25 protein-coding genes are annotated in these 26,606 nt (G+C 46.4%); 17 read left to right on the forward strand and 8 right to left on the reverse strand.

Annotation, left to right across the window (positions count from 1 at the left end):
- Positions 1-126: 126 nt before the first annotated feature.
- Positions 127-564, reverse strand: a complete 438-nt coding sequence (locus RA178_RS06925; protein WP_263209609.1) for a CopG family transcriptional regulator — start codon at positions 562-564, stop codon at positions 127-129.
- Positions 524-1,330 carry a division plane positioning ATPase MipZ gene (locus tag RA178_RS06930; protein WP_306685011.1) on the reverse strand — a complete coding sequence of 269 codons (807 nt, stop codon included), beginning with the start codon at positions 1,328-1,330 and terminating at the stop codon, positions 524-526. The genes RA178_RS06925 and RA178_RS06930 overlap by 41 nt, the downstream gene beginning before the upstream one ends.
- A 526-nt stretch (positions 1,331-1,856) precedes the next feature.
- Here RA178_RS06930 and RA178_RS06935 point away from each other — a divergent pair.
- The 5 genes from RA178_RS06935 (at position 1,857) to RA178_RS06955 (ending at position 4,515) form a co-directional block, all read left to right on the forward strand.
- On the forward strand, positions 1,857-2,327 hold the full coding sequence (locus RA178_RS06935; protein WP_306685012.1) for a GNAT family N-acetyltransferase: 471 nt from the start codon (positions 1,857-1,859) through the stop codon (positions 2,325-2,327).
- A gap of 152 nt (positions 2,328-2,479) precedes the next feature.
- A complete protein-coding gene (locus RA178_RS06940; RefSeq protein WP_006082494.1) occupies positions 2,480-2,689 on the forward strand; it encodes a DUF3820 family protein in 210 nt (69 codons plus the stop codon).
- A gap of 125 nt (positions 2,690-2,814) precedes the next feature.
- A complete protein-coding gene (locus tag RA178_RS06945; protein ID WP_006082493.1) occupies positions 2,815-3,117 on the forward strand; it encodes a hypothetical protein in 303 nt (100 codons plus the stop codon).
- Between the two features lie 188 nt (positions 3,118-3,305).
- The gene (locus RA178_RS06950; RefSeq protein WP_306685013.1) at positions 3,306-3,824 is read left to right on the forward strand and encodes a GNAT family N-acetyltransferase; all 519 of its coding nucleotides are present in this window, start codon (positions 3,306-3,308) and stop codon (positions 3,822-3,824) included.
- A 166-nt stretch (positions 3,825-3,990) separates the two neighbouring features.
- Complete coding sequence (locus tag RA178_RS06955; RefSeq protein ID WP_219250965.1) at positions 3,991-4,515, forward strand: GNAT family N-acetyltransferase; 525 nt, start codon at positions 3,991-3,993, stop codon at positions 4,513-4,515.
- A 235-nt stretch (positions 4,516-4,750) separates the two neighbouring features.
- Here RA178_RS06955 and RA178_RS06960 read toward each other — a convergent pair whose 3' ends face one another.
- Both RA178_RS06960 and RA178_RS06965 read right to left on the reverse strand, forming a co-directional pair.
- Positions 4,751-5,461 (reverse strand): pirin family protein, encoded by a 711-nt coding sequence (locus tag RA178_RS06960; protein ID WP_028761261.1) that lies wholly within the window; start codon positions 5,459-5,461, stop codon positions 4,751-4,753.
- Positions 5,462-5,474: 13 nt separating this feature from the next.
- Entirely contained in the window at positions 5,475-5,918 is a 444-nt protein-coding gene (locus tag RA178_RS06965; protein ID WP_306685014.1) for a DoxX family protein, read from the reverse strand.
- Between the two features lie 183 nt (positions 5,919-6,101).
- Between RA178_RS06965 and RA178_RS06970 the strand changes: the two genes are divergently transcribed.
- On the forward strand, positions 6,102-6,995 hold the full coding sequence (locus tag RA178_RS06970) for a LysR family transcriptional regulator (protein ID WP_168824535.1): 894 nt from the start codon (positions 6,102-6,104) through the stop codon (positions 6,993-6,995).
- Positions 6,996-7,079: 84 nt separating this feature from the next.
- On the opposite strand, the gene RA178_RS06975 is transcribed toward RA178_RS06970, so the two are convergent.
- Positions 7,080-8,825: a bifunctional metallophosphatase/5'-nucleotidase gene (locus tag RA178_RS06975; protein WP_306685015.1), complete on the reverse strand. Its 1,746-nt coding sequence runs from the start codon at positions 8,823-8,825 to the stop codon at positions 7,080-7,082.
- A gap of 144 nt (positions 8,826-8,969) precedes the next feature.
- Entirely contained in the window at positions 8,970-10,061 is a 1,092-nt protein-coding gene (locus RA178_RS06980; protein ID WP_028761257.1) for a CNNM domain-containing protein, read from the reverse strand.
- 151 nt (positions 10,062-10,212) lie between these two features.
- On the opposite strand from RA178_RS06980, the gene rlmN reads away from it, so the two are divergent.
- From rlmN to der, 8 genes are all read left to right on the forward strand, one after another.
- A complete protein-coding gene (gene rlmN, locus RA178_RS06985; RefSeq protein ID WP_028761256.1) occupies positions 10,213-11,334 on the forward strand; it encodes a dual-specificity RNA methyltransferase RlmN in 1,122 nt (373 codons plus the stop codon).
- 32 nt (positions 11,335-11,366) lie between these two features.
- On the forward strand, positions 11,367-12,155 hold the full coding sequence (pilW, locus tag RA178_RS06990; protein ID WP_028761255.1) for a type IV pilus biogenesis/stability protein PilW: 789 nt from the start codon (positions 11,367-11,369) through the stop codon (positions 12,153-12,155).
- Entirely contained in the window at positions 12,152-13,222 is a 1,071-nt protein-coding gene (locus RA178_RS06995) for a RodZ domain-containing protein (protein ID WP_219250960.1), read from the forward strand. The genes pilW and RA178_RS06995 overlap by 4 nt, the downstream gene beginning before the upstream one ends.
- Positions 13,223-13,270: 48 nt before the next feature.
- A complete protein-coding gene (ispG, locus tag RA178_RS07000; protein ID WP_105251894.1) occupies positions 13,271-14,386 on the forward strand; it encodes a flavodoxin-dependent (E)-4-hydroxy-3-methylbut-2-enyl-diphosphate synthase in 1,116 nt (371 codons plus the stop codon).
- A 143-nt stretch (positions 14,387-14,529) separates the two neighbouring features.
- Complete coding sequence (gene hisS, locus RA178_RS07005; protein ID WP_113939438.1) at positions 14,530-15,807, forward strand: histidine--tRNA ligase; 1,278 nt, start codon at positions 14,530-14,532, stop codon at positions 15,805-15,807.
- Between the two features lie 13 nt (positions 15,808-15,820).
- Positions 15,821-16,441: a tetratricopeptide repeat protein gene (locus RA178_RS07010; RefSeq protein ID WP_113939439.1), complete on the forward strand. Its 621-nt coding sequence runs from the start codon at positions 15,821-15,823 to the stop codon at positions 16,439-16,441.
- Between the two features lie 11 nt (positions 16,442-16,452).
- Positions 16,453-17,640 carry an outer membrane protein assembly factor BamB gene (bamB, locus tag RA178_RS07015; protein WP_105251896.1) on the forward strand — a complete coding sequence of 396 codons (1,188 nt, stop codon included), beginning with the start codon at positions 16,453-16,455 and terminating at the stop codon, positions 17,638-17,640.
- A 79-nt stretch (positions 17,641-17,719) separates the two neighbouring features.
- Positions 17,720-19,186: a ribosome biogenesis GTPase Der gene (der, locus tag RA178_RS07020; RefSeq protein ID WP_105251897.1), complete on the forward strand. Its 1,467-nt coding sequence runs from the start codon at positions 17,720-17,722 to the stop codon at positions 19,184-19,186.
- Between the two features lie 82 nt (positions 19,187-19,268).
- Here the strand turns inward: der and xseA are convergent, their stop codons facing one another.
- On the reverse strand, positions 19,269-20,615 hold the full coding sequence (gene xseA, locus RA178_RS07025; protein ID WP_168824523.1) for an exodeoxyribonuclease VII large subunit: 1,347 nt from the start codon (positions 20,613-20,615) through the stop codon (positions 19,269-19,271).
- 120 nt (positions 20,616-20,735) lie between these two features.
- Here xseA and guaB point away from each other — a divergent pair, with 120 nt between their 5' ends.
- The 3 genes from guaB to tadA all read left to right on the forward strand — a co-directional run bounded on the left by guaB (position 20,736) and on the right by tadA (position 24,578).
- Positions 20,736-22,202, forward strand: a complete 1,467-nt coding sequence (gene guaB / locus RA178_RS07030; protein WP_006085677.1) for an IMP dehydrogenase — start codon at positions 20,736-20,738, stop codon at positions 22,200-22,202.
- A 118-nt stretch (positions 22,203-22,320) separates the two neighbouring features.
- Positions 22,321-23,898, forward strand: a complete 1,578-nt coding sequence (gene guaA, locus RA178_RS07035; protein ID WP_028761248.1) for a glutamine-hydrolyzing GMP synthase — start codon at positions 22,321-22,323, stop codon at positions 23,896-23,898.
- 161 nt (positions 23,899-24,059) lie between these two features.
- Positions 24,060-24,578: a tRNA adenosine(34) deaminase TadA gene (tadA, locus tag RA178_RS07040; RefSeq protein WP_306685016.1), complete on the forward strand. Its 519-nt coding sequence runs from the start codon at positions 24,060-24,062 to the stop codon at positions 24,576-24,578.
- A 469-nt stretch (positions 24,579-25,047) separates the two neighbouring features.
- Here the strand turns inward: tadA and mltF are convergent, their stop codons facing one another.
- On the reverse strand, positions 25,048-26,478 hold the full coding sequence (mltF, locus tag RA178_RS07045) for a membrane-bound lytic murein transglycosylase MltF (protein WP_263168921.1): 1,431 nt from the start codon (positions 26,476-26,478) through the stop codon (positions 25,048-25,050).
- Between the last annotated feature and the right edge of the window lie 128 nt (positions 26,479-26,606).

Below are 26,606 nucleotides of genomic sequence, written 5' to 3' on the forward strand. Positions count from 1 at the left end.
AGGTGGGATCAGAACTTATGCCGCGATTTTATGATGATTTTTATTGTGTTTTTTACTTTTTGAGCAAAAAGCCGGTAACTCGATCTTAGCTAAGTTACCGGAAAAGGGTGGGAGTAGTGTGAATCGTTAACGGTGTTGGCGTTGTTGTTCTCGTAATTGCCTCAAAGCAATAGGTAGATCGAAGTGTTGTTCAATCAAGAGTCGGAGCAGCTTTGATTTGGATATACTGCTTTCTTCTGCCAGTGTAGCAAGATGGGTTATAGCCGCTTCACTGAGGGAAAATGTTGCTTTGCGATAGTGTGTTTTAGTTTCTACTTTTGCCGGGAATAATACGTCTGTTTCTAGGCTTTGTTTGTGCAAGCTCAACACATTGGAATGGCTCCGCGCCATGTCTGTGGTTTTTGTGACAGTTGCATCTGCTTTATGATCTAGATTGCTTTTTATCTTATTCAGACTTTGTCCCATTGCGTACAAGTTTGCCGCTTCAATAAACTCATCTAACGAAAGCGAGTGCTGTAAGCTGCTAGATGACATAGCGTTTTTCTTGAGATCGCTGAGTCCCATTTTGCCCCCTTCGTTGAGTAGTCGTGTGAGTGGATTGAGTTTGATGAGTCAAATGATGATGCATTTGACTCACCCCCTGAGCGTGTATTGCAGGATGTAGGAGATTGGCTAAGCTGGCAGCACAATCGACTTGGAATAGTTCACAGGCGATAGTGCGAATTTCTTCGGCTGCTTTTCCTGCGGGCTCGATTTCAATTACCGATAATCCTGATTCTTCACTGTCATCATAAACATTGCGACAGTAAGTTATCGCGTCAAGGACATGGATATCATAGGTTTTACAGACTTCTTTGGCCTCTAAAATTCGGTTAGCTTGATTGGGTAGACTTGGACATTGGGTGATCACAAAAGAAGCCCGTAACTTGGGATTAATCATCTTACACGTCGCGACGATATCGTCCATGTGACACACAGTTTTTAAATCGCGGCGCTTAGGTCTTAAGGGCATTAAAATGTAAGCGGCGACTGACATGGTTGCTCGTAGCGCTAGGTTATCTTGACCACCGCAGTCGACGAGAACGACATCATAGTGTTGCTCAAGACTGAGTAAGTCATTACGGATCTTACCGTAAAGCTGCACGCAATTGATGCTGGCAAGTTGCGGATTGTTATTTCTTGCATGGATCCAGTCAGAGGTGGTGCGCTGGGGATCGCAGTCCACCATAATGACCGAGGCGCTACATTCTGTGGTTAGAAATACAGCTATATTTTGGGCCAAGCAACTTTTACCGCTGCCGCCTTTTTCTCCACCGATTAAGACTATCATGACGCATTCCTTAATTCTTTTGATGACCCTTGTGCAGCGAGTTGATGTGTTTGGAGCTATCCGCATTGATGTCCGAAATCGAATGTAAACCTAATGTTAATCTCGGTCAATTGGCTGATTTTTGACGTTTTTTAATTAAATTGTCGTAGGCGTTTTTCTGTCAGTATCTGGTCATATGCCGTTAATTTGACAAAAAAGATGAAACGAGGGATTTATGAAATTTTTTTGTTATCTTATTGGTTTTACATTGTTTTATCTGTTATCCGTCTGCTAAAAGGTTTGTTTGTGGTGATCGGTAACTGTGCATAGGATTTAGGGTGTAGTTTTTTATTTCTTCCTTGGTAAAAATGTTAATTTTATATTTCTAAATGTTATTAACTGATCTGAGTAAATTATCAGCTTCTCAGTCGAAAGTGGTCTTGTTTGGTGAGGCACTTGTCATCAAACTGCCAAATGCTGGCTTTATCATCTCTATAGACTGACGTCTAAATCGCTTGAAATTTCAACCATGGAGAAGGGATGCCAAATGGATATCAAAACTATTATGCCTATTAAGTTTGAACTCGTTGAAACTGCACCGTTATTTCATGAACTACTTAATCTGCGGGCCACTGTTGGCCTCCCTTCTATTGGCGTTGAACTTGCGGATGTACAGGCATTGTTCTGGGTCTCTATTCGATTAAGTGACAAGACTGAATTGGAGCATGCCGGCGCTGGGGCCGCTAAATCTAATCTATTGGCAACGGCATGTGTTTATGACAACAAGCCTGGGCATTTGATGATTGAAGATTTTATTGTCTTACCCGAATACCAATCCTATGGGCTAGCAAAGATAATACTTGAGCGGGTGATGGCCTTTGTTGATGACCATGCGAGTGCGGGAACTTGTGTCAGTATGACCGCCCATGGTGAGCATGAGCGCTTATGTAGTGAATATGGTTTTCAGTATGCTCCCTGCGCTAATTTAGGGCCTAATCTGTTAAAAATTATCGCTTAATATTCGTGTGAGAATGCCTTTTAGGTGTTAGCTAGCGCGTATTTTAGCCCTTGGGTATATAGTCACTTTTGCGTGAGTTAACGGCGACATTCGTTCGCTTATGTTGTAGCATCCGTAGGATTATCGTGACGTTCTGTATGAGATAACAACCTATGGATCAGCAACTCCTTATTGATGCTGTTAATCAAAAAATGCCCTTTGGTAAGTACGCTGGACGTAAGTTGCTCGAATTACCCGAACCTTATCTGGTGTGGTTTCATAAGCAAGGTTTTCCTCAAGGGAAACTTGGTGAGCAATTAGCCCTAATGTACGAAATCAAACTTAATGGCTTAGAAGGCATGCTAAAACCGCTGTTGAAATGAGTTCCCTTCTTTTAAGAAAAATACTGCTTTTGCGATAAGTGTTGTATTTCGTGATAGAGATTAGCGATTTATTGTTTTTAGCGTGCTTTAATGCAGCATATTAGCAAAACAAAAGGAACGCAGGCATGATGGCAAAATGGGTAAAATTAGCGGCAGTAGCGACTTTAGCGTTAGGCATGTCAAGTGCTTGGGCTCAGGGTGTCACCCACGAAGGTACTGTTGTTGATACGATGAACGGTGGTGGTTACACCTACGTACAGATTAAAGAAGCTGATACCACTTTTTGGGCCGCGGGTCCTCAAACTGAAGTGAGCAAAGGCGATAAAGTGGCTGTGGTTGAGCAAATGTGGATGAACGAATTCACCAGCAAAACCTTGAACCGCACCTTTGATAAACTGTTATTTGTTGGCCAAATCGATAAGAAATAGTCAGCAGTATCGAGTGCGCTAACCTGAGCGCCTCTGTAATTCAACGGCTTCGATACTTTCGAGGCCGTTTTTGTTTTTAGCGTTCAATGCCGCTAAATCTGAGTTTGTGACTATCTCGATGGGGACAAAGGCGGCAAAATAGCGGCTATTTTTCTAGCCGTTATTACTCAGCAGGGGATCACTAAGTTATGGCGTTTGAACAGTTCGAGATCCAGCCTTATCAGTCATGTTATGCACGTGAAGTGAGTGAGTTATTTCATCTTTGCGTGCACAGCATTACCCATGTTCGTTATGCGCAGGCGCAGCTTATGGCTTGGTCTGCGGCGCCAAGATCGGCTAAACATTGGGATTTACGGTTACGTCGCTCGAAGGCGTGGGTGGTTTTAACCATAGATGAAGCTACTGCTTCTTCAGTTTGTTGCGGTTTTATCAATGTCGAAACTCATTTCCCCCGTCAAGGTTACTTAGATAGCTTATATATACATCCAGATTATCAAGGTCAAGGATTAGGTGAGCGCGCTTATCTTGTTTTAGAAGCTTGGGCTAAGGCACAAGGCTATGTGCGCTTGAGCTTGGACGCATCTTATCTCTCTAAAGGGTTGTTTACTCGGATGGGATTTATTCAAATACAGCGCAGTTATCAGCAAAAACTTGGACAAGTGATCCCCGGTTTCTATATGGAAAAGAATATAGGAAAGAATATTTAACGCGCGTTTATTATGGTTTCAGCTAGAAAGTGATGTAAGGTATTCTACAGTAAAACATTAGCTTAACGCCGTTTAGTGACACTATTTAACTAAATAAGCACTGTTTAGCTTAAATTAGAATTCGGTTAATCTAAGTCAATTAATGATTCAAGATGGAGGGCAGAGAATGAAGATTCGACTATTTACGCCATCGGATGTCTCGCAGCTGGCGGCAATATTTGAGGCGAGTGTAATGCAAGGCTCTGGCGAGTTTTACTCCTTCGCCGAACGCTCTGCATGGGCTTATATCGAAGGTGAAACCCGCAGCGAGAGTTATTGGCTTGAACGCTTACAGGGAACCACTATTTGGGTTGCCGAAACCGATAATATGCTGGTTGGTTTTATCAATCTTAAGATAGGCGCCGACAGCGATGTTGAAGCCGCTGCCGAAGTGGAATGCTTGTTTGTTCATCCAGAATATGCCCGTTCTGGGGTGGCTACCTCTTTGTATTTTGCGTTGTTTGAAGAAGTTAAAATCTTAGCGCTGAAACGATTAACGGTTGAAGCATCCTATCTCGCGCGACCTTTTTTTGAGAAACAGGGATTTCGCAGTATTCGTCGTAATGAACATAAGCGTTTTTTGAATGCGACGGATAAAGCACAGGGCCAAGCTCAAGTATTGGTTAACTTCAGCATGACGCTCGCCCTCTAACTCAGCTTATCAAGGGCTGTTCTGGTAGCTAAACGAAGCCGTTAGCACTGCTTTATAACATCGCCATAGAAGCGCCAATAAAAAACACTGCCAAAGATGACTTGTGGCAGTGCTTCTCGGTGAGTGCTTATCAAGCTGGCATCTAATCACTTACTCAATCGTTTGCTTGGTAGTTTGCTAATCACTAATAAATAGTGAAGCCGCATTATTTAATCGCTTTGTTAAATCATTTGTATTACGCGTTAGGCGACAAGTCGAACACTAATGCGGTAACTGGGCCGCTTGTTGCAGTAAAGTCGACACTCGCGAGTTGTGTCAGATGCGCGCCATCCCCAGCCGTGAGTGTTGTGCCATTGATATCCAACGTACCTTCAATCAATTGAACATACAGATGACGATTTGCTTGAGCGGCGCTTCTGTCCATCGTTACTTTTTCGCCTTCACTCAACACTAAACGATATAGGGTCGCATCTTGTTGCACTTTGAGCGTGCCATTTTCACCGTTTGGCGTCACCACGGCTGTCAGTGGCGAGCTTTGCTCAAATGCTTTTTGCTGATAACCCGCATCTATGCCTAAAGTATCTGGGCGGATCCAAATCTGTAAAAAGTGCAGCGGCTCGGTTTTAGAGGCATTAAACTCGCTGTGGTAAATGCCTTTACCTGCAGACATCAATTGAAACTCTCCTGCGGGTAAGGTTTTGATATTGCCGAAGCTATCCTTGTGAGCGATAGTGCCGGATATCACGTAACTGATGATCTCCATGTCTTTATGACCATGGGTATCAAAACCTGCGCCGGGTGCCACTCTGTCATCGTTGATGACTCTTAGGGATGATATCCCCATGTGCTCTGGGTCATAGTAGCTAGAGAAAGAGAAGGTATGTTGACTCTTTAGCCAGCCTAAGTCTGCTTGACCGCGATCTTGTGCTTTTCTTAATGTGATCATCTTGCTTTCCCCTTTATTTGATGCGGTTAGCGAATAGGTTATCTACAGCGAATTTACCAGCACCAGATACCGTCAATGAGACTGTGGCTGCTAATAGGGCGAGACCAAATTCGTAACCGTTATTGGCAAGGAACAGACCGTTGCCTATATGTGCCGAGAAAATCGCCACAACCATAGTGAATGACAAGACGAGGGCCGTTGGGCGAGTCAGCAGGCCGAGCAATAGGAACAGGCCGCCGAAGAATTCACTTGAACCTGCCATCAATGCCATTAAGTAACCTGGCGTCAAACCAATGGATGCCATCCATTGTCCAGTGCCTTCTAAGCCGTAACCGCCAAACCAGCCAAACAGTTTTTGTGAACCATGGGCGATTAAGATGATCCCGATAGGAATGCGCAGTGCCAGTGGGGCAAAACTCGGGGCTGATTTCAGTGTTTTTGTGATCAGTGCTTTCATGGGATATTCCTCATTTCAAATTATTTAACGAATAGTTAAGTGTATTGTTCACTCAGTCTTAAGTCAGTTTGGCTGCAGTTCCGCAGAACCTCTCCATTGCTAAGCAGTGTAGACTTGACCTTTGGCAAAGAAAATCGGAACATTTTCAATGTCTACTTCAAATAATTTGAATGTGAGGTTTATATGTTGCCATCTATTAGTCTCGATGGATTAATCGTGCTCGATGCTATTGATAAGAAAGGCAGTTTTTCCGCTGCTGCCGAGTCTTTGTTTCGGGTGCCGTCGGCACTGACCTACACAGTGCAGAAACTGGAAAGCGATTTAGGTACAAAATTATTTGAACGTAAGGGCCAGCGCGCCGAGCTGACCTTAGTCGGTCAACTTGTGCTGCGCCAAGGCAGAGAAATCCTTGCGGCAACATCAAGGCTCGAAGAGGCGGTGCGTCAACTTGAGACAGGCTGGGAGTCTTCATTGACCTTAGCCATAGATACAGTGGTGCCGGATTTACCCCTGCTGCAGTTGATTGGTGAGTTTACTGAGCTGGGTAAGCAAGTGACTGTGAATATCAGCGAAGAGTCCTTAGGTGGCGGGTGGGATGCGCTCTATTCTGGCCGTGCCGATATCGCCATCGGCGTAACAGGGGAGTTGCCCAAAGGCCAATATCATGTGGTTGAAATTGGGGAGTTGGAGTTTGTATTTGCTTTAAATCCTGCGCACCCATTGGCGCAACATGCAGGTCCAATTCCGACCGAGGCATTGCTGCAATTTCCTTCTATTGTGGTAGCAGATAGTTCGACTGCCCTAGCACAGCGATCAAGTGGTTTATTTGATAGTCGCCAAGTGATCCGTGTGCCGAATATGCAGACCAAAATTAAGGCGCAGCAATTGGGATTAGGTGTGGGTTACATTCCAAAGCACTTGATCTTAGATGCGTTGGCGGCGGGAAGCCTAGTGGCTTGTCATGTGGAAATGCCGCGCCCAACGCAAGCTGTGTTTATGGCATGGCGTAAATATGCTGAAGGCAAGGCGCAGGATTGGTTTACTGCGCGTTTACCGCAATGTGATTGGCAATTTTAAGCTCAGGTTTGTTTAGTGCTTTGTAAGTTGCCACTCACTTTGCACCTCACAGCATTAATGTTTACGCCATGAGGAGCATAGCGCCTAACCTATACGTTGGCTGTGGCTGGTGTAATGCACATGCTGTGACAATAAATCAGACAGATTCGGTGAGCGATTCAAGAATCGAATAAAGGCCTGTGGCAAAGTCAGTGACTCCATCGACTCCTGCCAGCGGGCTTGCAGCAATGGAGAATAACCTTCTTTACCAGCGGCGGTATAAGATGTTGAAACTCCTACGTAAAGTGACTCAGGTTCAACGGGATACCATAGTGATTGGCTGTCCTGCTGCATCATCTCCAATCTAAATAAACGCTCACCCAGTGGGCGTCGCCCATCGTAGTAATACCGTAGGCCGTAAGTGTAGGGGAAGCTTCCAGCACCTGTACCACGGACACTGTTGTTGGTTGCCGCGTTAATCGCCGATTCGAGCGCTTGATAGAGGAACTGGCCTTGAATTTCATATTTAACTAATGGCAATTCGAAGGGCAGCAACTGCCCCATCACATCCGCTAGCGTCAACTGACCTTGGGCCACTGACTGGCGTACACCGCCGGCATTATGCAGAGCAAAGTTCACCCTAGGGTCGACCAGTTTGGCTTCTTGGAACATGCTGCGACTCACCCAAGGTGCTATTTCACTGCCGTGGGGCAGGGCTTTAGAGGGTAAGCGGGTATGGACTAAGTTCTTCGGCACCAGTGCTAACACTTTGTTTTCCATCTCTGCGATAGCGGGTTTGTAGATATCTCGGATCACGCCATCGATATCGGCATCGGCATCATCCCAAAAGATATTCGGATGCTGACTGAGCTGTTGGCGCACCGCTTGGTAATCTTGGTTATCGACGGCCGTGTTAGCACTTAAGATAAAGTGTTGATCCAGCATGAAATAGTTGCCGCCCTTTAAATTCAGCACTTTCCCATCAGCGTCAAACGTTATCTCGGCTAAGCCGACGACTTCGGCATATTTACCCGCATGCACTATGGGTGTGTTATTAATAACTTCACCGTAGGGCAGGTTGCTCAAACCTAAGGCGCGAAAATCCCCCTGTAGCGTATGCGTGTGACCGCCGACGATAAGGCTAATACCATCGACTTCAGCCGCGAGGCGTTTATCCTGATCTAAGCCTAAGTGACTGAGCACGATAATATGCTTAATACCTTGATTTTTAAGGTGCTCAATCGTGTGCGCGGTAGTGGCGATAGCATCGACAAAATGGGTGTCAGGATCGGGACGAGCGATCTCTTTCATCTGATCTAAGGTAATACCGACAATGGCTAATGTCTTATCGTGGAAGGGCTTAAGCAGGTATTTCGCGCGTTTTTGCTCATGATCATAATCCAAGATATTAGGCAAACCCCGCAGACAACCGGGTTTGTTGAGATCCTCTTGGCTTAAATCCATGTTGCCTGCAAGTAATGGGAAATCAATTTGCTTGGCAAACTCGGCAAGTCTGGCGTTACCTTCATCGATATCGTGGTTGCCAATGACCATAGCATCAGGTGCCAACAGATTGAGTAAGTGGGCGTTTGCCTTACCTTTAAAATGGCTGAAGTACAGCGTGCCCTGGAAGCTGTCACCACCATGCAGGAAAATAAAAGGCGTATTGGTTTGTTCAGCGGTGTGACGCGCTTTTGTGATGTGATGGCCGATGCGGGCATAACCACCGCTATGGCTGGTCACATCTAGCTTATGTTGGCCTATGTTAAGGCTAAATTGGACGCGGCAGGGTTCAAAATTCGAATGGGTGTCATTAATGTGCGCGAGTGAGAGTGTGTAGCTCTGTGTCATAACTTACCTCTATTACGGCGGGTGAGTATATACCCAAGCAACCTGAAAATGCGAGTTTCAGAGGGTTCTGAGTCATCCGCATTCTAAAAGAATAAAGGGAGCTAGGCTCCCTTTATATTAACAAGCACTAAACTTGGTTAGCCTTCAGCCGGATTTGGCTTCGTCATCATCGGATGCGGCTTCAAAATCACCGTCATCGGATAGGCGAATGCCTTTTTGCTTCATGCGCTTAGTCCAAAGTTTACGTGCCAATTGCTGCATATCGGTCGCGGGGTCGTTTAGATCGACAATCTCTAATCCTAACATAGATTCGATGATATCTTCTTGAGTTACGATACCTTGGCTACTGCCGTACTCGTCGACCACCATCGCAATTTGGGTGTTACGTTTAATCATACGCTCAAAAAGTGGCAGAATTTTTGCAGTTTCAGGCACCACAAATAAACTCCGTTTAAGTTCACCAATCGGTGCTTCTGGCGTGTAACGCTCTGCTAGCAATACATCGGTGCGGGTAATGTAACCAATCACATCATCATGATCTTGGTCGTAAACTGGAATTCGGGTAAAAGGCTTGTCGCGGTATTGGCGCACAAACTCATTTTGGGTGAGATCTATGGGCAAAGAAAACATAACAGTGCGCGGCGTCATGATCGCCGTAACTGGCATATCTCGCACCTTCAGCATTTGCGTCAAAATTTTTGACTCTTGCTCATCAAGCTCACCGGATTCATGGCCAATTTTGGCCATAGCACTCATCTCTTGGCGTATGTAGTGGCCTTCATCACCTTTGCCCATTAGGCGAGTGACTTGCTGTGACATCCAGATCAGCGGTTTAGTGGTACGCTTCATCCACAGCACGGCAACAGAAACACTTGGTGCGAGGCGACGCCAATGGTTTGCACCCAATGATTTAGGAATGATTTCTGAGAAAAACAGGATAATAAAGGTTAATACGCCCGAGAAAACACCTAACATATCGTCACCAAATACTTTAGCCGCTTGCGCACCTGCAACGGCGGCACCGACGGTATGAGCGATAGTATTTAGGGTAAGGATTGACACCAAAGGGGCTTCGACATTCTCTTTCAATCTACGCAAGCGCGCGGCTGCGGCACTGTCAGTTTGTTCGAGTGATGCGATATAACTTGGGGTAACCGATAACAGAACAGCTTCGAACACACTGCACAGAAAAGAAACAGCGACAGCGACAAGCACTATAATGATGAGGGTTAACATATAGGTGGAATTACAACTCCGTATTTTAGGCCAATATTAGCCCTTGGAGATTCTATCATAGGTGAATTGAGTTACTGGCTAAAATTTATTTGCGTCTGTATAATTCGCCGCCCTGTTACAGGATCCGGTTTTTGGTGTTGAGGTTAGCTATATGAGTGAAAAGAAGATCAATTTATTAGACCTTGATCGTAAGGCGATGCGCGCATTATTTGCGGAAATGGGTGAAAAACCCTTTCGTGCCGATCAGCTCATGAAATGGCTATATCATTTCGGTGTCAGTGACTTCGAAGAGATGACCAACATCAACAAAGTGTTACGTCAAAAGTTGGCGGCCCGCTGCGAGATCGTTGCACCAGAAATTTCGAGTTTCCAAAAATCGACCGATGGTACGATAAAATTTGCAATTAATGTTGGCCAAGGCCAAGAAGTGGAAACGGTTTATATTCCTGAGGATGATCGTGCGACCTTGTGTGTATCTTCACAGGTTGGCTGTGCGCTGGAATGTACTTTCTGCTCGACGGGTCAGCAAGGTTTTAACCGTAACTTAACGGTTTCTGAAATCGTCGGCCAAATCTGGCGCGTGTCGCACTTTTTAGGATTTGCAAAAGACACGGGCGAGCGTCCGATCACTAACGTCGTGATGATGGGCATGGGTGAGCCATTACTCAATTTAGCCAATGTGATCCCTGCGATGGACATCATGCTCGATGATTTTGGTTTTAGTTTATCAAAGCGCCGCGTGACTTTATCAACCTCAGGCGTAGTGCCAGCGTTAGATAAACTGGGCGATGCCATCGATGTGGCACTTGCTGTCAGTATTCATGCACCCAATGATGAGTTGCGTGACATTCTGGTCCCGATCAATAAAAAGTATCCGCTGGATGAGTTTTTAGCGGGTATTCGTCGCTATATTGCTAAATCAAATGCTAACCGCGGCCGCGTGACAGTTGAATATGTGATGCTAGATCATATCAACGACAGCACAGATCAAGCCCATGAGTTAGCTAAGTTAATGAAAGATACACCTTGTAAGGTGAATCTGATCCCATTTAATCCGTATCCTGGCTCGCCTTATGGCCGCTCATCTAATTCACGTATCGACCGTTTTTCTAAGGTTCTTATGGAATACGGTTTTACTGTCATCGTACGTAAAACCCGTGGAGATGACATTGATGCCGCTTGCGGTCAGTTAGCTGGTGATATTCGCGACAGAACGAAACGTTTAGCGAAAAAACGCATGCAAGAAAACCAGATTTCAGTCACAATGAATTAACTCTTTGTTTGCACAGATTTATAGGCTTGCCCATGAAGCATGGATTGCCAAGGTTTTCATTGATTTTAAGCCTGTCATTATTGATGACAGGATGCGTCACTGAGCGTACTTATACTGGGACAGATATTCCTGTTTCGGAACGAAAGTTAGACAAAGTCGCCGCCGCAAGGGAGCGGATGCAGCTCGGTTTAACCTATTTAAATCGAGGTAGCACGGAACAAGCCAAATACAATCTTGATAAAGCATTAGAATATGCTCCAGAGCTCGAAGATGTGCATACCGCTCTGGCTTATTACTATCAAACCGTGGGCGATTTAGTGCGTACCGAAGAGTCGTACATGAATGCCATTAGTACTAAGGACGCCTCTGGCGATTCCATGAATAATTTCGGGGTGTTTTTGTGCCAACAAAAGCAATACAACAAAGCTGAAAAAATGTTTTTGGCCGCAATTGAAATGCCCAAATATACGCGCACTGCTTCAAGCTATGAGAACTTAGGTCTTTGTAGTCGCGAAGCAGGACAAGCAGAAAAGGCACGACAGTATTTTCAGATGGCGTTAAAGTATGACCCGAGACGCTCGGTGTCATTACTGGAGTTGGCAGAGTTAGAAGTCGATCAAGGTGATTTTATTCAGGCGCGAAACCAATTAGCGCGCTATCACCAAGTGGCTGAGCAAACTCCAGAAAGTTTAGCGCTCGGGATCAAAATAGAGCAGGCAGTGAATGATGATGCCGCTGTGAAGAGATTTGGTATTTTATTGCTTGCCAAATTCCCAGCATCACCTCAGGCCAAGCAATACAGAGTTAATTTGCATCAATGAAAGATCATGAAACCAATGCGCCAGTTGAGTCGGTAGCACCGCAATCAGTCGCGCTAGATGTCACGCTTGGTACTTTATTAAAAGCCGCCCGCGAAAAAATGGGCCTTAGTATTCAAGATGCCGCTGTAAAGCTGCATCTACGTCCTCGTATTATTGAAGATATTGAAGCTGACAATTTTACGAATATAGCCTCATCGACTTATGTACGTGGCTATGTGAAAAACTACGCGCGTATGGTCAGTGCCGATGCGGCTTTGATTGAAGCTTGTCTTGTGCAGCAAGTGCCAGTTGTGACTGAGCCTGCAATGCAAAGTTTTTCACGCAAAACCACATATCAAGCTCGCGATACACGTTTAACTTGGCTGAGTATTTTTATCGTCATAGTGTTACTCGGTTCGTTAGTCGTCTGGTGGATGCAAAAAACCACCTTGCTAAGCACTATTGATGTGTCGCAACCCACGGCTGAAGAGGTCGCAGCAGCTAATCAGACGCTGCCAGGTGATGTGTTATTGACCGAAACGGATGCCAGTCCTCGTTTGACTGAGATTGCCGCAAACGGCTCAATGTCTATCGATGGTCCAATTAAAGATACTGATGCAAGCACTATTGATGTCAGCACAGGACCAACGGACAATAATTATCCTCAGACCGTTGATACGAGTAATGAAGATGGCGGTTCAGCAATCGCAGCCACTACGACAACGCCATCGGTTCCGCAAACGACAGCTCCTGTAGTCCAACAGCCTGTTAGTGCAACGCCTTCACCGACCACAACATCAACGACCACTGCCACTGCAGCAAGTACTTTGGTTGCTGTTGCAGGACAATCGATTATAGATGTCCAGTTGACGGGTGATTGCTGGATAAACATTGTTGATGCTAAAGGTAAAGCGTTAGTCGATGGTGTTAAAGGCGCTGGCGCAACAGTGCAAGTGAGCGGTGTGCCACCGTTTAAAGTCATTTTAGGTGCACCCCATGTAGCGACCTTAAGCTTAGATGGTCAAATTGTTAGCCTAGCGGATTTCCCCAAGGGACGAGTCGCGCGTTTAACCTTGCCTAAAGCCTAACGACCGCGTAATGATCTGCAGCACGTACCGAAATAGAGCGTATTAAGCATGTATAATGAAACTCCCATAAAAAGACGTCCTTCCACCCGCATTTATGTGGGTAATGTACCGATTGGTGATGGGGCGCCGATTGCTGTTCAGTCAATGACTAATACTAAGACCACAGATGTTGAAGCGACAATTGCTCAAATTCGTGCCTTAGAGAAAGTCGGTGCCGATATAGTGCGTATCTCTGTACCTACTATGGATGCGGCTGAAGCCTTTAAGCTCATTAAGCAAGCGGTCAATGTTCCTTTAGTGGCCGACATTCATTTTGATTATCGCATTGCTCTAAAAGTTGCCGAGTACGGTGTCGATTGCCTTCGAATCAATCCGGGCAATATAGGCAATGAAGAGCGTATTCGTAGCGTGGTGGAATGTGCCCGTGATCATAATATTCCCATCCGTATTGGTGTGAATGGTGGTTCATTAGAGAAAGATCTAATGGACAAGTACAAAGAACCCACACCTGAAGCCTTGCTTGAATCAGCCATGCGCCATGTGGATATTCTGGACAGATTGAACTTTGACCAGTTTAAGGTCAGCGTTAAAGCCTCCGATGTATTTTTAGCGGTCGAATCTTACCGTTTATTAGCAAAACAAATTCGTCAACCCCTGCATTTAGGCATTACCGAAGCCGGTGGCGCGCGCGCGGGTTCAGTGAAATCGGCCGTAGGCTTAGGTATGTTATTGGCCGAAGGCATAGGTGATACCCTACGTATTTCCTTGGCCGCTGATCCGGTCGAAGAAATCAAAGTCGGTTTTGACATTTTAAAGTCGCTGCGTATTCGTAGCCGTGGCATTAACTTCATTGCCTGTCCATCTTGTTCTCGTCAAGAGTTCGATGTGATCAGTACAGTCAATGAGTTAGAGCGTCGCCTCGAAGACGTGACTACCGCCATGGATGTGTCTATTATCGGCTGCGTAGTTAACGGCCCAGGTGAAGCCTTAGTGTCGCACATCGGTTTAACCGGTGGGCACAATAAGAGCGGTTACTATGATGAGGGTGAACGTCAAAAAGAACGTTTTGACAACGACAACATTGTCGATTCCCTTGAAGCGAAAATTCGCGCAAAAGCCAGTCAAATGGCGAACCGTATTCAAATAAAAGACACAACTGAGTAATATGTACCCGCATTTGGCATAGATTACGCCTAATGATGTTGAGCTAGGCCCCGAAACCGACGGGGTCGTTTTACGTTTTACGCTCAAAAGCCTATAATGCGTGACATTTTTATTAATTTAGCGAAATCGGACGAGTCGATACAGTGGCAAAACAGATCCAAGCGATTCGCGGAATGAATGACATTCTGCCAACTCAAAGTCCTCTATGGCAAAAAGTGGAAGCGGTACTACGTTCGAGCGTCAGTGCTTACGGTTACAGCGAAATCCGCACTCCAATAGTGGAAAATACCGATCTTTTTAAACGCTCTATCGGTGAAGTGACTGATATTGTTGAAAAAGAAATGTATACCTTCGCAGATAATAACGGTGACAGCTTAACGCTACGCCCTGAAGGTACCGCGTCGACAGTGCGTGCAGGTAACGAAAACGGTCTGCTATATAACCAAGAGCAACGTCTTTGGTATATGGGTCCTATGTTCCGCCACGAACGTCCACAAAAAGGCCGTTATCGTCAGTTTAACCAATTTGGCGTTGAAGTGTATGGCATTGGCTCGGCTGATATTGATGCTGAAGTCTTGATGCTATCGGCACGCCTGTGGGAAAAACTCGGTATTAGCGAGCACGTCTCGCTAGAGCTAAATACCTTAGGTGATCCTGCTGAGCGAGCTGTTTATCGTGATGCCTTGATTGCGTTTTTAGAGCAGCATAAAGATGCGCTCGATGAAGACAGTAAGCGTCGCATGTACAGCAATCCGCTGCGAGTATTGGATTCAAAAGATCAAAATGTCCAAGCCATATTGGTTGATGCACCTGAGTTAATGGATTTTCTCGGTGAAGAATCGAAGACACATTTTTCACAATTGCGTGAACTACTTGATGCTGTGGGTATCAAATACACCATTAATCCGCGTCTAGTACGTGGTTTAGATTACTATAATCGTACTGTATTTGAATGGGTTACATCTAGTTTAGGCTCACAAGGTACTGTACTTGCGGGTGGTCGCTACGATGGTTTAGTCGCCCAGTTAGGTGGTAAAGATACTCCAGCGGTCGGTTTTGCTATGGGCTTAGAGCGCATTGTCTTGCTGCTTGAAACCTTAGAGCTGACCAAAGATATTCCGCCAGAAGTGGATGTGTATGTCACGGCCATGGGTGATAGCTGTCTGGTTGAAGCCATCAAGGTCGCGCAGGAATTACGTAACGCACTGCCAAACCTTAAAGTGATGAGTCACTGTGGCGGCGGTAACGTGAAGAAACAAATGAAGCGTGCCGACAAAAGCGGTGCGAGTGTGGCACTACTGATAGGTGAAGATGAACTTGCCGAAGGTATGGTTACGGTTAAACATTTACGCAATGACATCGAACAACAACGGGTAGCTCGAAGTGCCTTAGGCGCATTTTTGGCTGAACTGATCAAATAAAGGGGACGTGCGCGTGGAAATTTATAGCACAGAAGAACAACAAGTTGATGCTATCAAGCAGTTCTGGAAAGATTACGGAAATTCAATTTTAATCGGTGCCGTAGTGGGTTTAGGCGGCCTATATGCGTGGAATTATTATTCTGACGTTAAAGTGGCGCAAGCGGAAGAAGCTTCAAAAGCGTTCCAAAATTTGACCACTAAATCTGCCGATGAAGCCGCTATGCTTGCGGGTGTCGCCGAGTTTTCTAAAAATCACGATCAAAAGGGCTATCAAGCCTTGTTAGAATTGATCGTGGCCAAAACTGCGGTAGAAGCGAAGGATTATCCAAAAGCGATTGATGCTTTGAACAAGGTGATTGCGGCTAAACCTGGTGCTGGTTTAGATGTGATTGCGACTTTGCGTGTAGCACGAGTACAAGCAGAGCAAGGTCAAATTGATGCAGCTCTAGCGACCTTAGATCAAGTAACAGATAAAGCTTTCTTTGCTCAGCGCGATGAGTTGAAAGGTGATTTCTTAGTACGTCAAGGTGAAGTTGAGAAGGCAAAAACAGCTTATCAAGCTGCCATGGACAATGGTGGTGTGGTGACAAGCCCTGCGCTTAAAATCAAACTTGATAGCCTAAATCAGGCATAAGGGATCCCTTGATGAAGTCTTGGTGCAAAAACCTGCTAGCCGCTGGATTAAGTCTGGCCATGTTATCCGCCTGTTCGTCGAGCGATGTCGAAGAAGAACCGGTAAGTGAGTTAACTGCCATTCAGGCGACAGTGTTTCCTGAAGTGAGTTGGAGCGCCTCTGTCGGTAATGGTGTTGGTGATTATTATTCTCGCCTCGCCCCCGCCGTTAGTTACGGAAAAATTTTTGCCGCCGACCGTTATGGTGAAGTGGTTGCCTTCGATGAGGCCACTGGCGAGCGCGTTTGGACTAAAGATTTCAGCGAAGAGTTTCGTGATAACGCTTTAGCGAAAAATAAAGGTGCGCGTATTGCTGCTGGTGTGACTGCTGCGCGTAATAAAGTCTTTTTAGGTGGCGAAAGTGGGCTGCTTGCTGCATTGAACGCTGAAGATGGTCAAGTGTTATGGCATGTCGTTGCTGGCGGTGAATTACTGTCTGCTCCCACTGTGGCCGATGACGTCGTGGTGGTCAGTACCAGTTCTGGTTCACTCGAAGCGTTTAACGTCGATACTGGCGCTAAGCTGTGGGTGTATGAAATGCAATTGCCGAATCTGACCCTGCGCGGTACAGGTTCTGCAGCTTACGAAGCGGGTGGTTTCTTCATAGGTACCGCCGATGGCAAAGTGGCTGTTGTGATTAAAAACAATGGTCAAGCTGCGTGGGAACAGGCGATTTACAATCCAACGGGTGGTAACGAGTTTACGCGTATGGCCGACGTGGATATGACGCCCTTGATCCTTGGCGACAACTTATATGCAGTGAGCTACAACGGTAACTTAGTGTCGATGGAACTGCGCACGGGTCGAGTTGTGTGGACACGTAAGTATTCTAGCTTTAACGAGTTAGCATCAGCGGGCCTAAGCTTGTACTTAGTTGACGATCACAGCCGTATCTACTCAGTTGATAAACGTAACGGTTTGGAACTGTGGAGTAATTCTGAGTTAGCTAACCGCACTCTGACATCTCCGGCTGTATATAAAGACTATTTAGTTGTGGGTGATTTCGAAGGTTATTTACACTTCATCGATCGCAGTACAGGGACGATTGTGGGTCGTGTCCAAGTGGACAGCTCAGGATTATACAGCCAGCCGTTAGTGGTGGATGATAAAATCTATGTTCAAGGTCGCAGCGGAAAGTTGGCTGTTGTAACACTTCCATAGTTAAAAGTGTTATCCTTGCTGAGCCCCTGGAAGTGTGTTCCGGGGGCTTTTTATTGAAAAGTTTTTTAGAGGCAAAATCATGATCCCTGTAGTGGCCCTTGTTGGTCGGCCGAACGTCGGTAAATCCACCCTATTTAATCGTCTTACGCGCACGCGTGATGCGCTGGTTGCTGACTTTCCTGGCCTAACACGTGACCGTAAATATGGTCGAGCATTCTTATCCGGCTATGAGTTCATTGTGGTCGATACCGGCGGTATCGATGGCACTGAAGAAGGGATCGAGACGAAAATGGCTGAGCAATCCCTTGCTGCCATTGAAGAAGCCGATGTCGTTCTATTTATGACCGATGCGCGCGCGGGTTTAACCGCTGCGGATCTGTCGATTGCACAGCACTTACGTAGCCGTCAAAAAACCACCTTTGTGGTTGCTAACAAAGTTGACGGTATTGATGCCGATTCAGCTTGTGCCGAGTTTTGGTCTTTAGGTCTAGGTGAAGTTTACCAAATGGCGGCGTCTCAAGGACGCGGCGTGACTAATATGATCGAATACGCGCTGACCCCTTATGCCGAAGCGATGGGCATTGTGCGTCAAGGTGAAGACGAAGTTACTGAAGAGCGTGAATATACCGAAGAAGAAGCCGAAGCTGAGCAAAAGCGTCTGCAAGATTTACCTATCAAGCTGGCGATCATCGGTAAACCTAACGTCGGTAAGTCAACCCTGACTAACCGTATTCTAGGTGAAGAGCGTGTCGTGGTATTTGATGAACCCGGTACGACCCGTGACAGTATTTACATTCCAATGGAACGCGAAGGTCGCGAGTACGTGATTATCGATACTGCGGGTGTTCGTCGCCGCAGTAAAGTACATCAAGTCATTGAGAAATTCTCAGTGATCAAGACCTTGAAAGCGGTTGAAGATGCTAACGTGGTGTTGCTTATCATCGATGCCCGTGAAGGGATTGCCGAACAAGATTTAGGTCTGTTGGGTTTCGCACTCAATGCGGGTCGCGCTTTGGTTATTGCCGTCAACAAGTGGGATGGTATCGACCAAGGGATTAAAGATCGTGTGAAAAGCGAGCTTGACCGTCGTCTTGGTTTTATCGACTTTGCCCGTATTCACTTTATTTCGGCGCTGCACGGTACTGGTGTTGGCCATTTATTTGAATCGATTGAAGAAGCTTACGACAGTGCCACACGCCGCGTCAGCACTTCTATGTTGACTCGTATTATGCAAATGTCGCAGGACGATCACCAGCCGCCATTAGTGAATGGTCGCCGTGTGAAGCTTAAATACGCTCACGCCGGTGGTTACAATCCGCCAATCGTGGTCATTCACGGTAACCAAGTGAGTAGACTGCCTGACTCGTACAAGCGTTACATGATGAACTACTTCCGTCGTTCGTTGAAAGTGGTGGGTACGCCAATCCAGCTACGTTTCCAAGAGGGTGATAACCCATTTGAAAACAAGACTGAGAAGTTAACTATGAGCCAAGAGCGCCGTCGCAAACGCGCACAAAGCCATATCAAAGACAGAAAAACCAAATAGTGTTTTTTACCAGACACATTTGAAACAAAAGGAACCTTAGGGTTCCTTTTGTGTTTTAAGACTATTTCAGCGTCATGTAGATTTATTCGAGCGGCTTTATCTGAGTGACGGTTGAAATCACTTGTCCATGGCGCAAGCGGGTCTGCAAACTATCACCTATGGCCAGTTTATCAGCAGAGTCGACCACTTGATTGTGGATGTCAGTGGTAATGCTGTAACCACGGCTTAAAGTGGCAAGCGGACTGACGGTTTCGAGTTGATGGGCCGCGTATTTTATCCGCTGTTCACTTTGGCTGAGTTTGTCCTGCAATGCATCCTGTAAGCGGCTCGCAAGATAACTTAAGCGGTTACCCTCAATGGCGAGTTTATGCTTGGGAGATTGCTGTTCAAGGCGGCTTGCGAGCAACTGCTGACGGCGGCTGAGCAGATGCAAGCGATTCGACAGCGCGGACTCTAGTCGTAATTGCATCTCATCGAATCTTTGTTCGAACTGCTGCAAAGTCCGTTTAGGGTCTTGGCGTTGCAGTCTGTGCTCTAGCAAACTAAGTCGTCTTTCTTGTTTAAGCTGATAATGTTTCGCGCTTTGTTGCAGGCGCGATAAGGCTGTGGCGAGTTTTTGCGCCTTATTATCACTGTCTTGTGATAATAGCTCCGCGCCCGCAGAGGGTGTTGGGGCGCGGATATCAGCAACATAATCACTGATAGTCGTATCAACCTCGTGGCCGACGGCGCTGACAATGGGCAGGGCGCTGTTATAAATCGTGTGGGCGAGGGCTTCGCTGTTAAAACACCACAAATCCTCAAGCGAACCGCCGCCGCGGGTGAGCAGTAATACATCGACTTCTAAACGTTGGTTGGCGATATTGATTGCCTGACAAATACTCTGCGCCGCGGTTTCGCCCTGAACTTGGGTCGGATAGATAATGACTTCAATCGAAGGATCGCGCCTTGCCAATACATGTAAAACATCACGGATCGCCGCACCCGTAGGTGACGTAATAACGCCAATGCGTTGAATATTTTTGGGTAGCAATCTTTTGGTGTCGGCGGCGAATAAGCCTTCGGCTGCGAGCTTCATCTTGAGTGCATCGAACTGCTGGGCGAGTAATCCATCCCCAGCGGGCAGCATGGACTCAATTAATAATTGATAGTCGCCTCTGGGTTCATAAACGCTGATCGCGCCTTTGACCAGCACTTGCTGACCATTGATGGGCTTAAAGCTGACCGTTTGGTTACGGCCCTTAAACATGGCGCAACGGATCTGCGAAGAGTGGTCTTTTAAGGTGAGATACCAATGCCCTGAGCTGGGGGAGGAAAAGTTGGATATTTCGCCATTGAGCCAGATTTTACCCAGTTGCCCCTCGAGGATTTGCCTGACTTCACCATTGAGCCGCGAGACAGTATAAATGTTGTTTTTGGTGCCTTGCATCGAATAACTCAATAAAATGGGGATATTTACTATTTTCCATTTACCAGTGGCGATATGCAAGGTATAATCCCGCCGCAATATTTCACCTCTAAATCCTACTCAACTGGGGAGATGTTGCATATGCTACGTTTAATTAAAGAAGCGCTTACTTTTGACGATGTGTTGCTTGTTCCTGCGCATTCGACTGTACTCCCAAATACCGCCATTCTAAAAACTCGCCTGACCAATACCATTGAATTGAATATCCCACTAGTGTCTGCCGCTATGGACACAGTTACCGAAGCTCGTCTTGCGATCGCGATGGCGCAGGAAGGCGGCTTAGGCTTTATTCATAAAAACATGAGCATTGAAAAACAAGCCGAAGAAGTTCGTAAAGTAAAAATTTACGAAGCGGGCGTGGTTCAACAACCTGTAACTGTGACGCCATCAACGACCTTAGCCGATCTGAAAGTGTTAACACTGAAGAATGGTTTTGCGGGTTATCCCGTGGTCAACGAAGCCAACGAGCTGGTTGGTATCATCACTGGCCGTGACGTACGTTTCGTGACAGATTGGAGCAAAACGGTAGAAGAAGTGATGACGCCTAAAGCGCGTTTAGTCACTGTTGCCGAAGGCACTAAATTAGATGAAGTGCAAAAATTGATGCACTCACATCGTATCGAAAAAGTTCTTGTGGTTGATGATAACTATAAGCTGAAAGGCCTCATTACAGTTAAAGACTTCGAAAAAGCCGAACGTAAACCGAATGCCTGTAAAGATGAGTTAGGCCGTTTACGTGTTGGTGCCGCCGTAGGTGCGGGCGCTGGTAATGAAGAGCGTGTTGACGCTCTGGTTAAAGCCGGTGTTGACGTTTTACTTATCGATTCTTCCCATGGCCATTCCGAAGGCGTTTTACAACGCATTCGTGAAACTCGCGCTAAACATCCTGATTTGCAAATCATTGGCGGTAACGTTGCCACGGCTGAAGGTGCATTAGCCTTAGTCGAAGCGGGTGTTAACGCAGTTAAAGTGGGTATTGGCCCTGGTTCTATCTGTACGACTCGTATCGTGACTGGCGTGGGCGTACCACAAATTACCGCGGTATCCGATGCCGCTGCAGCCATGAAGAGCCTAGGTATTCCTGTGATTGCCGACGGCGGCATTCGTTTCTCTGGCGATTTAGCCAAAGCATTAGCCGCGGGTGCATCTTGCATCATGGCGGGTTCAATGTTTGCGGGAACTGAGGAAGCACCGGGTGAAACTGAGTTATATCAAGGTCGTGCGTATAAATCCTACCGTGGTATGGGTTCATTAGGCGCTATGTCTCAAGGCTCTTCTGACCGCTATTTCCAATCGGATAATGCTGCAGACAAGTTAGTTCCCGAAGGTGTGGAAGCGCGCGTGCCTTACAAAGGCAAGTTGAAGGAAATCATCCATCAACATATGGGCGGTTTACGTTCATGCATGGGCTTGACTGGCTGCGCCACCATTCTAGAGCTGAATGAAAAAGCCCAATTTGTGAAAGTAACTTCAGCGGGCATGGGCGAGTCCCACGTACACGATGTGACTATCACGAAAGAAGCGCCGAACTACCGTTCAGGTTCTTAATCGTTTGATAAGAGGGGCGGCGTAAGCCGCCTCTTTGTAAAACGTATGATCCAATACTTAAAGCTGGCAGTCGCTGCTTTGAGCAATGTTAAAACAATAGATGAGATAAAGGTTACCCATGAGCGATATTCATGAGCACAAGATACTGATCCTCGATTTTGGATCCCAGTACACTCAACTGATTGCCCGTCGTATCCGTGAAATCGGCGTTTACTGTGAATTATGGGCTTGGGATGTCACCGAAGCCCAAATCCGCGAATTTGCCCCGAATGGCATTATTCTTGCGGGCGGACCAGAAAGTGTCACGGCTGAAAACTCGCCCCGTGCGCCTGAATACGTCTTTACCGCAGGTGTGCCAGTACTGGGCATTTGCTACGGCATGCAGACTATGTCTGAGCAGCTGGGTGGTAAAGTGATCCAAGGTGTGGGCGAAGGTGAATTCGGCTACGCTCAAATTGAAATGCTGACGGATTCTTTACTATTCAAAGGCATCGAAGATGCGGTTAGCAGTGACGGCAAACCCTTACTCGACGTATGGATGAGCCACGGCGATAAAGTGTCGGCTATTCCTGAAGGGTTTGTGGCGGTCGCTAAAACGGACACTTGTCCATTTGCCGCTATGGCAAACGAAGAAAAGCAATTCTTCGGCGTACAGTTCCACCCAGAAGTGACCCACACTCGCCAAGGTATGCGCATGTTATCGCACTTTGCCTTAGACATTTGTGGCTGTGCAGCCAACTGGAAACCCTCCTCTATCATCGAAGATGCGATTGAGCGCTTGAAGAAGCAAATCGGTGATGATGAAGTGATTTTAGGATTATCGGGCGGTGTCGATTCTTCGGTTGTGGCTATGCTGCTACACCGCGCTATCGGCAAAAAACTGACCTGCGTATTCGTTGATAACGGTTTATTACGTTTGAACGAAGCCGAGCAAGTAATGGAAATGTTTGGCGATCATTTCGGCCTGAATATCATCCACGTTGATGCGGAAAACCGTTTCCTCGATGCGATGAAAGGCGAAGCCGATCCAGAAGCTAAGCGTAAGATCATTGGCCGCGTATTCGTGGAAATTTTCGATGAAGAATCGAAAAAATGCGCCAATGCCAAATGGTTAGCGCAAGGCACGATTTATCCAGACGTGATTGAATCTGCTGGTAGTGCCACAGGCAAAGCACATGTGATTAAATCTCACCATAACGTGGGCGGTTTGCCAGCCGATATGGCGCTTGGTTTAGTCGAGCCTCTGCGTGAACTGTTCAAAGATGAAGTGCGTAAAATTGGTCTTGAGTTAGGCCTGCCATACAACATGCTTTATCGTCACCCGTTCCCAGGACCAGGTCTTGGTGTGCGCGTATTAGGTGAAGTGAAGAAAGAATACTGTGATTTGCTGCGCCGCGCCGATGCCATCTTCATCGAAGAACTGCATAAAGCCGATTTATACAATAAAGTCAGTCAAGCCTTTACTGTGTTCTTACCTGTACGCTCAGTCGGCGTGATGGGCGATGGCCGTAAATATGACTGGGTTGTATCACTGCGCGCCGTGGAAACAATCGATTTTATGACGGCCCATTGGGCTCATCTGCCGTATGATTTCTTAGGCCGCGTATCAAACCGCATCATTAACGAAGTCGATGGCATTTCCCGTGTGGTTTACGATATCTCTGGCAAGCCGCCAGCGACTATCGAATGGGAATAAGTTAATTATTTGAATTAACGATTAAAAGGCGCCGAGTGCGCCTTTTTTGTTGTTTGATGGATTAACTTGGGCTGAATGACTCTGCCGTGAAATATCTGTGCGTGACTGATATAATCCGGCATTATTTTTGGGCGAATCGATTGAGGGCATGAGTGGACCAAATGCAGCAAGACGAACAATCTCAGCAAGACGAACATTGGATGCAAGTCGCGATGCTGATGGCTGACAAAGCCGAGGCCGAGGGCGAAGTGCCTGTGGGTGCGGTATTGGTCAAAGACGGTCAGCAGATTGCGACGGGTTACAATTTATCCATTAGCCAGCACGATCCTAGCGCCCATGCGGAAATTTTATGTTTGCGGGAAGCGGGGCGTTTGGTCGAAAACTATCGTCTTTTAGATGCGACTTTATATGTCACGCTTGAACCTTGCGCTATGTGTGCGGGCGCTATGGTGCATAGCAGAATTGCTCGAGTGGTTTTTGGGGCGAGCGATGAAAAAACGGGTGCAGCGGGTACAGTGGTGAATTTATTGCAACATCCGGCGTTTAATCATCAAGTTGAAGTCACATCTGGGGTGTTGGCCGATGCTTGTAGCGCGCAATTGAGTCGTTTTTTTAAACGTCGCAGGGAAGAGAAAAAAGCCCTGAAACAGGCTCAAAAGGCGCAGCAAGCTATTGGGTAAGTGACGATTAACGTGACAGAATTAATCCTGAGACTGAATAAAAGTAAAGAAGAGTTTTTGACGATTTAAAATACGGCGATGACGAATTTTTAGCAAAGTACGACGACGCGCAACGGTATTGTTGATGGTTTTTCTTCTCATATTGACCCCATTAATTGTTATTATCGATGCCCTACAGAGATGTATCTTAGGTCATAACCCAAGACAGTAGCAGTTGCACAGGAGTGCAGCAATAGCACTGGTCAGATAAGCTGAACTAAGCGATGTTTTTCATCGCAAATTTGAGTTAGGTTGATAAACCTTAATTCAGCTTGCCTGTTGCTTAGTATCTGACCTTGTTGAAGACATCTACGTACATCTTGAGTTTTTATGTTGTTGTTCTTGTTACGTAAAACTCTGTACTTGATATATAAGAAGTGAGTTGTTGGATTGTCGTTTGGCCCATGCACCTGAGCGCTAACGAGTTAAGCTATTTAGGTTGATCAGGACTTAACGTTCCTGCTGGAAGTACGGGTTCTTCCGCAGTAAGGTCGCTCGAGTCATCATCGGGGGCGGGTTGTTTCGACTGATTATCCACCCAGACTAGCGTGTCATAGTAGCGACGGATGCTGTCGACGTAATGAACGGCTTCACTGCCTCGGGCGTAACCATAACGTGTTTTTTGATAATATTTACGCTTTTGCAGTAGCGGTAGTACCTTTTTTAAATCTCGCCAAGCATTGGGATTTAACTCCATCGATTCCGCAAGCTTACGTGCATCTTCAATATGGGCATATCCTATGTTGTAAGAGGCCAGCGCAAACCACATGCGTTGACTCTCGGGGATCGATTCTGGCAGGCGATTGATCATATCGTTCAAATACGCCGCGCCGCCGCGAATACTTTCTTCGGCATCGAGTCGGTTGGTGATCCCAATCTCTTTGGCGGTTGGCTGAGTCAACATCATCATGCCACGCACTCCTGTGGCCGAGCGGGCATTAGGATTCCAATGTGATTCTTGATAGCTGGTTGCTGCCAGTTTACGCCAATCTAAATTGCCTGCATGGGTTTCAAATAATTGTCGATAACGCGGCAATACTGTCTCAATGGCACGGATAAATGCGCGAGTATCGATATAATCGAAGCGTTTTACATGACCAAAGTATTTCTCGTTGAGATGATCCAGCGTACCGGCAAGCTTCTCTTGGTGCCAAAAGGCCAGCAATTTACTCATAAGTTCATCACTGTGAGTGGGAGGTAACAGCCAGATCACATCGAGTTTTTCTTCTAGCACAGGGCCTGAGCGTAGGTCGGGCAAGTAGCGACGGTTGATCTGTACGCTGCTGGAGTCGGCGATAGTGTAGTCAATTTCTTTGTTGGCAATCATAGCCAACAACTCTTCACTGTCTTTGTCGGTAATTTGATCCCACACCAGCGTTGGATAATGCTTTTGCAACTGGGTCAAGGTCTCGACGAAGGAAGAGTCGGCGATAACGGTGATCTTGCCTTTTAAGTCGCTGATGTCTTTTGGGGTTGGCATGCCTTCGCGATACACCAACACTTGATTCACCCGGTATAGCGGTGGACCTAAGCGGAACTGTTCTCGCCTTGTGGGCGTTTCTGTCATGCCTGCAGCAATAATATCGATTTCATTCTTTTTGAGGGCTTCGTACAGCTCGATACGGTTTGTGTAGGGCACCATTTTTAAGGGCACATTTAAGTATTCGGCAAACAATACCGCCATATCGTAATCGAAACCGCTATCACCTTGGCCCGAGGTCATATAAATCTGTGGGCCGTAAAGTGTACCGACTCTTAGCTCAGTTAATTTTTTTGGCACGAATTCTGTTTCGTCCACGGTCACCTGCTGACAGGCAGTCAGTAGGAAACCTAAGATAAGAGCGAACAGAAATCGAGTCATTAAATGTACTTATAGTAAATAAAATCAATATTATAGATAGCGAGTTAACAGTGGGGCATTAGTGGTGAACTGGCTGACATTGGTGGGATTATATCCGTTTGTCTGCGATTTCGAAAAAAAATCATTCT

The organism is Shewanella oncorhynchi (assembly GCF_030848765.1).
GTDB lineage: Bacteria > Pseudomonadota > Gammaproteobacteria > Enterobacterales > Shewanellaceae > Shewanella > Shewanella oncorhynchi.

What these genes read in the sequence shown, in the direction of transcription:
- RA178_RS06925 (WP_263209609.1), bottom strand. Translation starts at nt 564, where the DNA reads ATGGGACTCAGCGATCTCAAGAAAAACGCTATGTCATCTAGCAGCTTA.
- RA178_RS06930 (WP_306685011.1), bottom strand. Translation starts at nt 1,330, where the DNA reads ATGATAGTCTTAATCGGTGGAGAAAAAGGCGGCAGCGGTAAAAGTTGC.
- RA178_RS06935 (WP_306685012.1), top strand. Translation starts at nt 1,857, where the DNA reads ATGGATATCAAAACTATTATGCCTATTAAGTTTGAACTCGTTGAAACT.
- RA178_RS06940 (WP_006082494.1), top strand. Translation starts at nt 2,480, where the DNA reads ATGGATCAGCAACTCCTTATTGATGCTGTTAATCAAAAAATGCCCTTT.
- RA178_RS06945 (WP_006082493.1), top strand. Translation starts at nt 2,815, where the DNA reads ATGATGGCAAAATGGGTAAAATTAGCGGCAGTAGCGACTTTAGCGTTA.
- RA178_RS06950 (WP_306685013.1), top strand. Translation starts at nt 3,306, where the DNA reads ATGGCGTTTGAACAGTTCGAGATCCAGCCTTATCAGTCATGTTATGCA.
- RA178_RS06955 (WP_219250965.1), top strand. Translation starts at nt 3,991, where the DNA reads ATGAAGATTCGACTATTTACGCCATCGGATGTCTCGCAGCTGGCGGCA.
- RA178_RS06960 (WP_028761261.1), bottom strand. Translation starts at nt 5,461, where the DNA reads ATGATCACATTAAGAAAAGCACAAGATCGCGGTCAAGCAGACTTAGGC.
- RA178_RS06965 (WP_306685014.1), bottom strand. Translation starts at nt 5,918, where the DNA reads ATGAAAGCACTGATCACAAAAACACTGAAATCAGCCCCGAGTTTTGCC.
- RA178_RS06970 (WP_168824535.1), top strand. Translation starts at nt 6,102, where the DNA reads ATGTTGCCATCTATTAGTCTCGATGGATTAATCGTGCTCGATGCTATT.
- RA178_RS06975 (WP_306685015.1), bottom strand. Translation starts at nt 8,825, where the DNA reads ATGACACAGAGCTACACACTCTCACTCGCGCACATTAATGACACCCAT.
- RA178_RS06980 (WP_028761257.1), bottom strand. Translation starts at nt 10,061, where the DNA reads ATGTTAACCCTCATCATTATAGTGCTTGTCGCTGTCGCTGTTTCTTTT.
- rlmN (WP_028761256.1), top strand. Translation starts at nt 10,213, where the DNA reads ATGAGTGAAAAGAAGATCAATTTATTAGACCTTGATCGTAAGGCGATG.
- pilW (WP_028761255.1), top strand. Translation starts at nt 11,367, where the DNA reads ATGAAGCATGGATTGCCAAGGTTTTCATTGATTTTAAGCCTGTCATTA.
- RA178_RS06995 (WP_219250960.1), top strand. Translation starts at nt 12,152, where the DNA reads ATGAAAGATCATGAAACCAATGCGCCAGTTGAGTCGGTAGCACCGCAA.
- ispG (WP_105251894.1), top strand. Translation starts at nt 13,271, where the DNA reads ATGTATAATGAAACTCCCATAAAAAGACGTCCTTCCACCCGCATTTAT.
- bamB (WP_105251896.1), top strand. Translation starts at nt 16,453, where the DNA reads ATGAAGTCTTGGTGCAAAAACCTGCTAGCCGCTGGATTAAGTCTGGCC.
- der (WP_105251897.1), top strand. Translation starts at nt 17,720, where the DNA reads ATGATCCCTGTAGTGGCCCTTGTTGGTCGGCCGAACGTCGGTAAATCC.
- xseA (WP_168824523.1), bottom strand. Translation starts at nt 20,615, where the DNA reads ATGCAAGGCACCAAAAACAACATTTATACTGTCTCGCGGCTCAATGGT.
- guaB (WP_006085677.1), top strand. Translation starts at nt 20,736, where the DNA reads ATGCTACGTTTAATTAAAGAAGCGCTTACTTTTGACGATGTGTTGCTT.
- guaA (WP_028761248.1), top strand. Translation starts at nt 22,321, where the DNA reads ATGAGCGATATTCATGAGCACAAGATACTGATCCTCGATTTTGGATCC.
- tadA (WP_306685016.1), top strand. Translation starts at nt 24,060, where the DNA reads ATGCAGCAAGACGAACAATCTCAGCAAGACGAACATTGGATGCAAGTC.
- mltF (WP_263168921.1), bottom strand. Translation starts at nt 26,478, where the DNA reads ATGACTCGATTTCTGTTCGCTCTTATCTTAGGTTTCCTACTGACTGCC.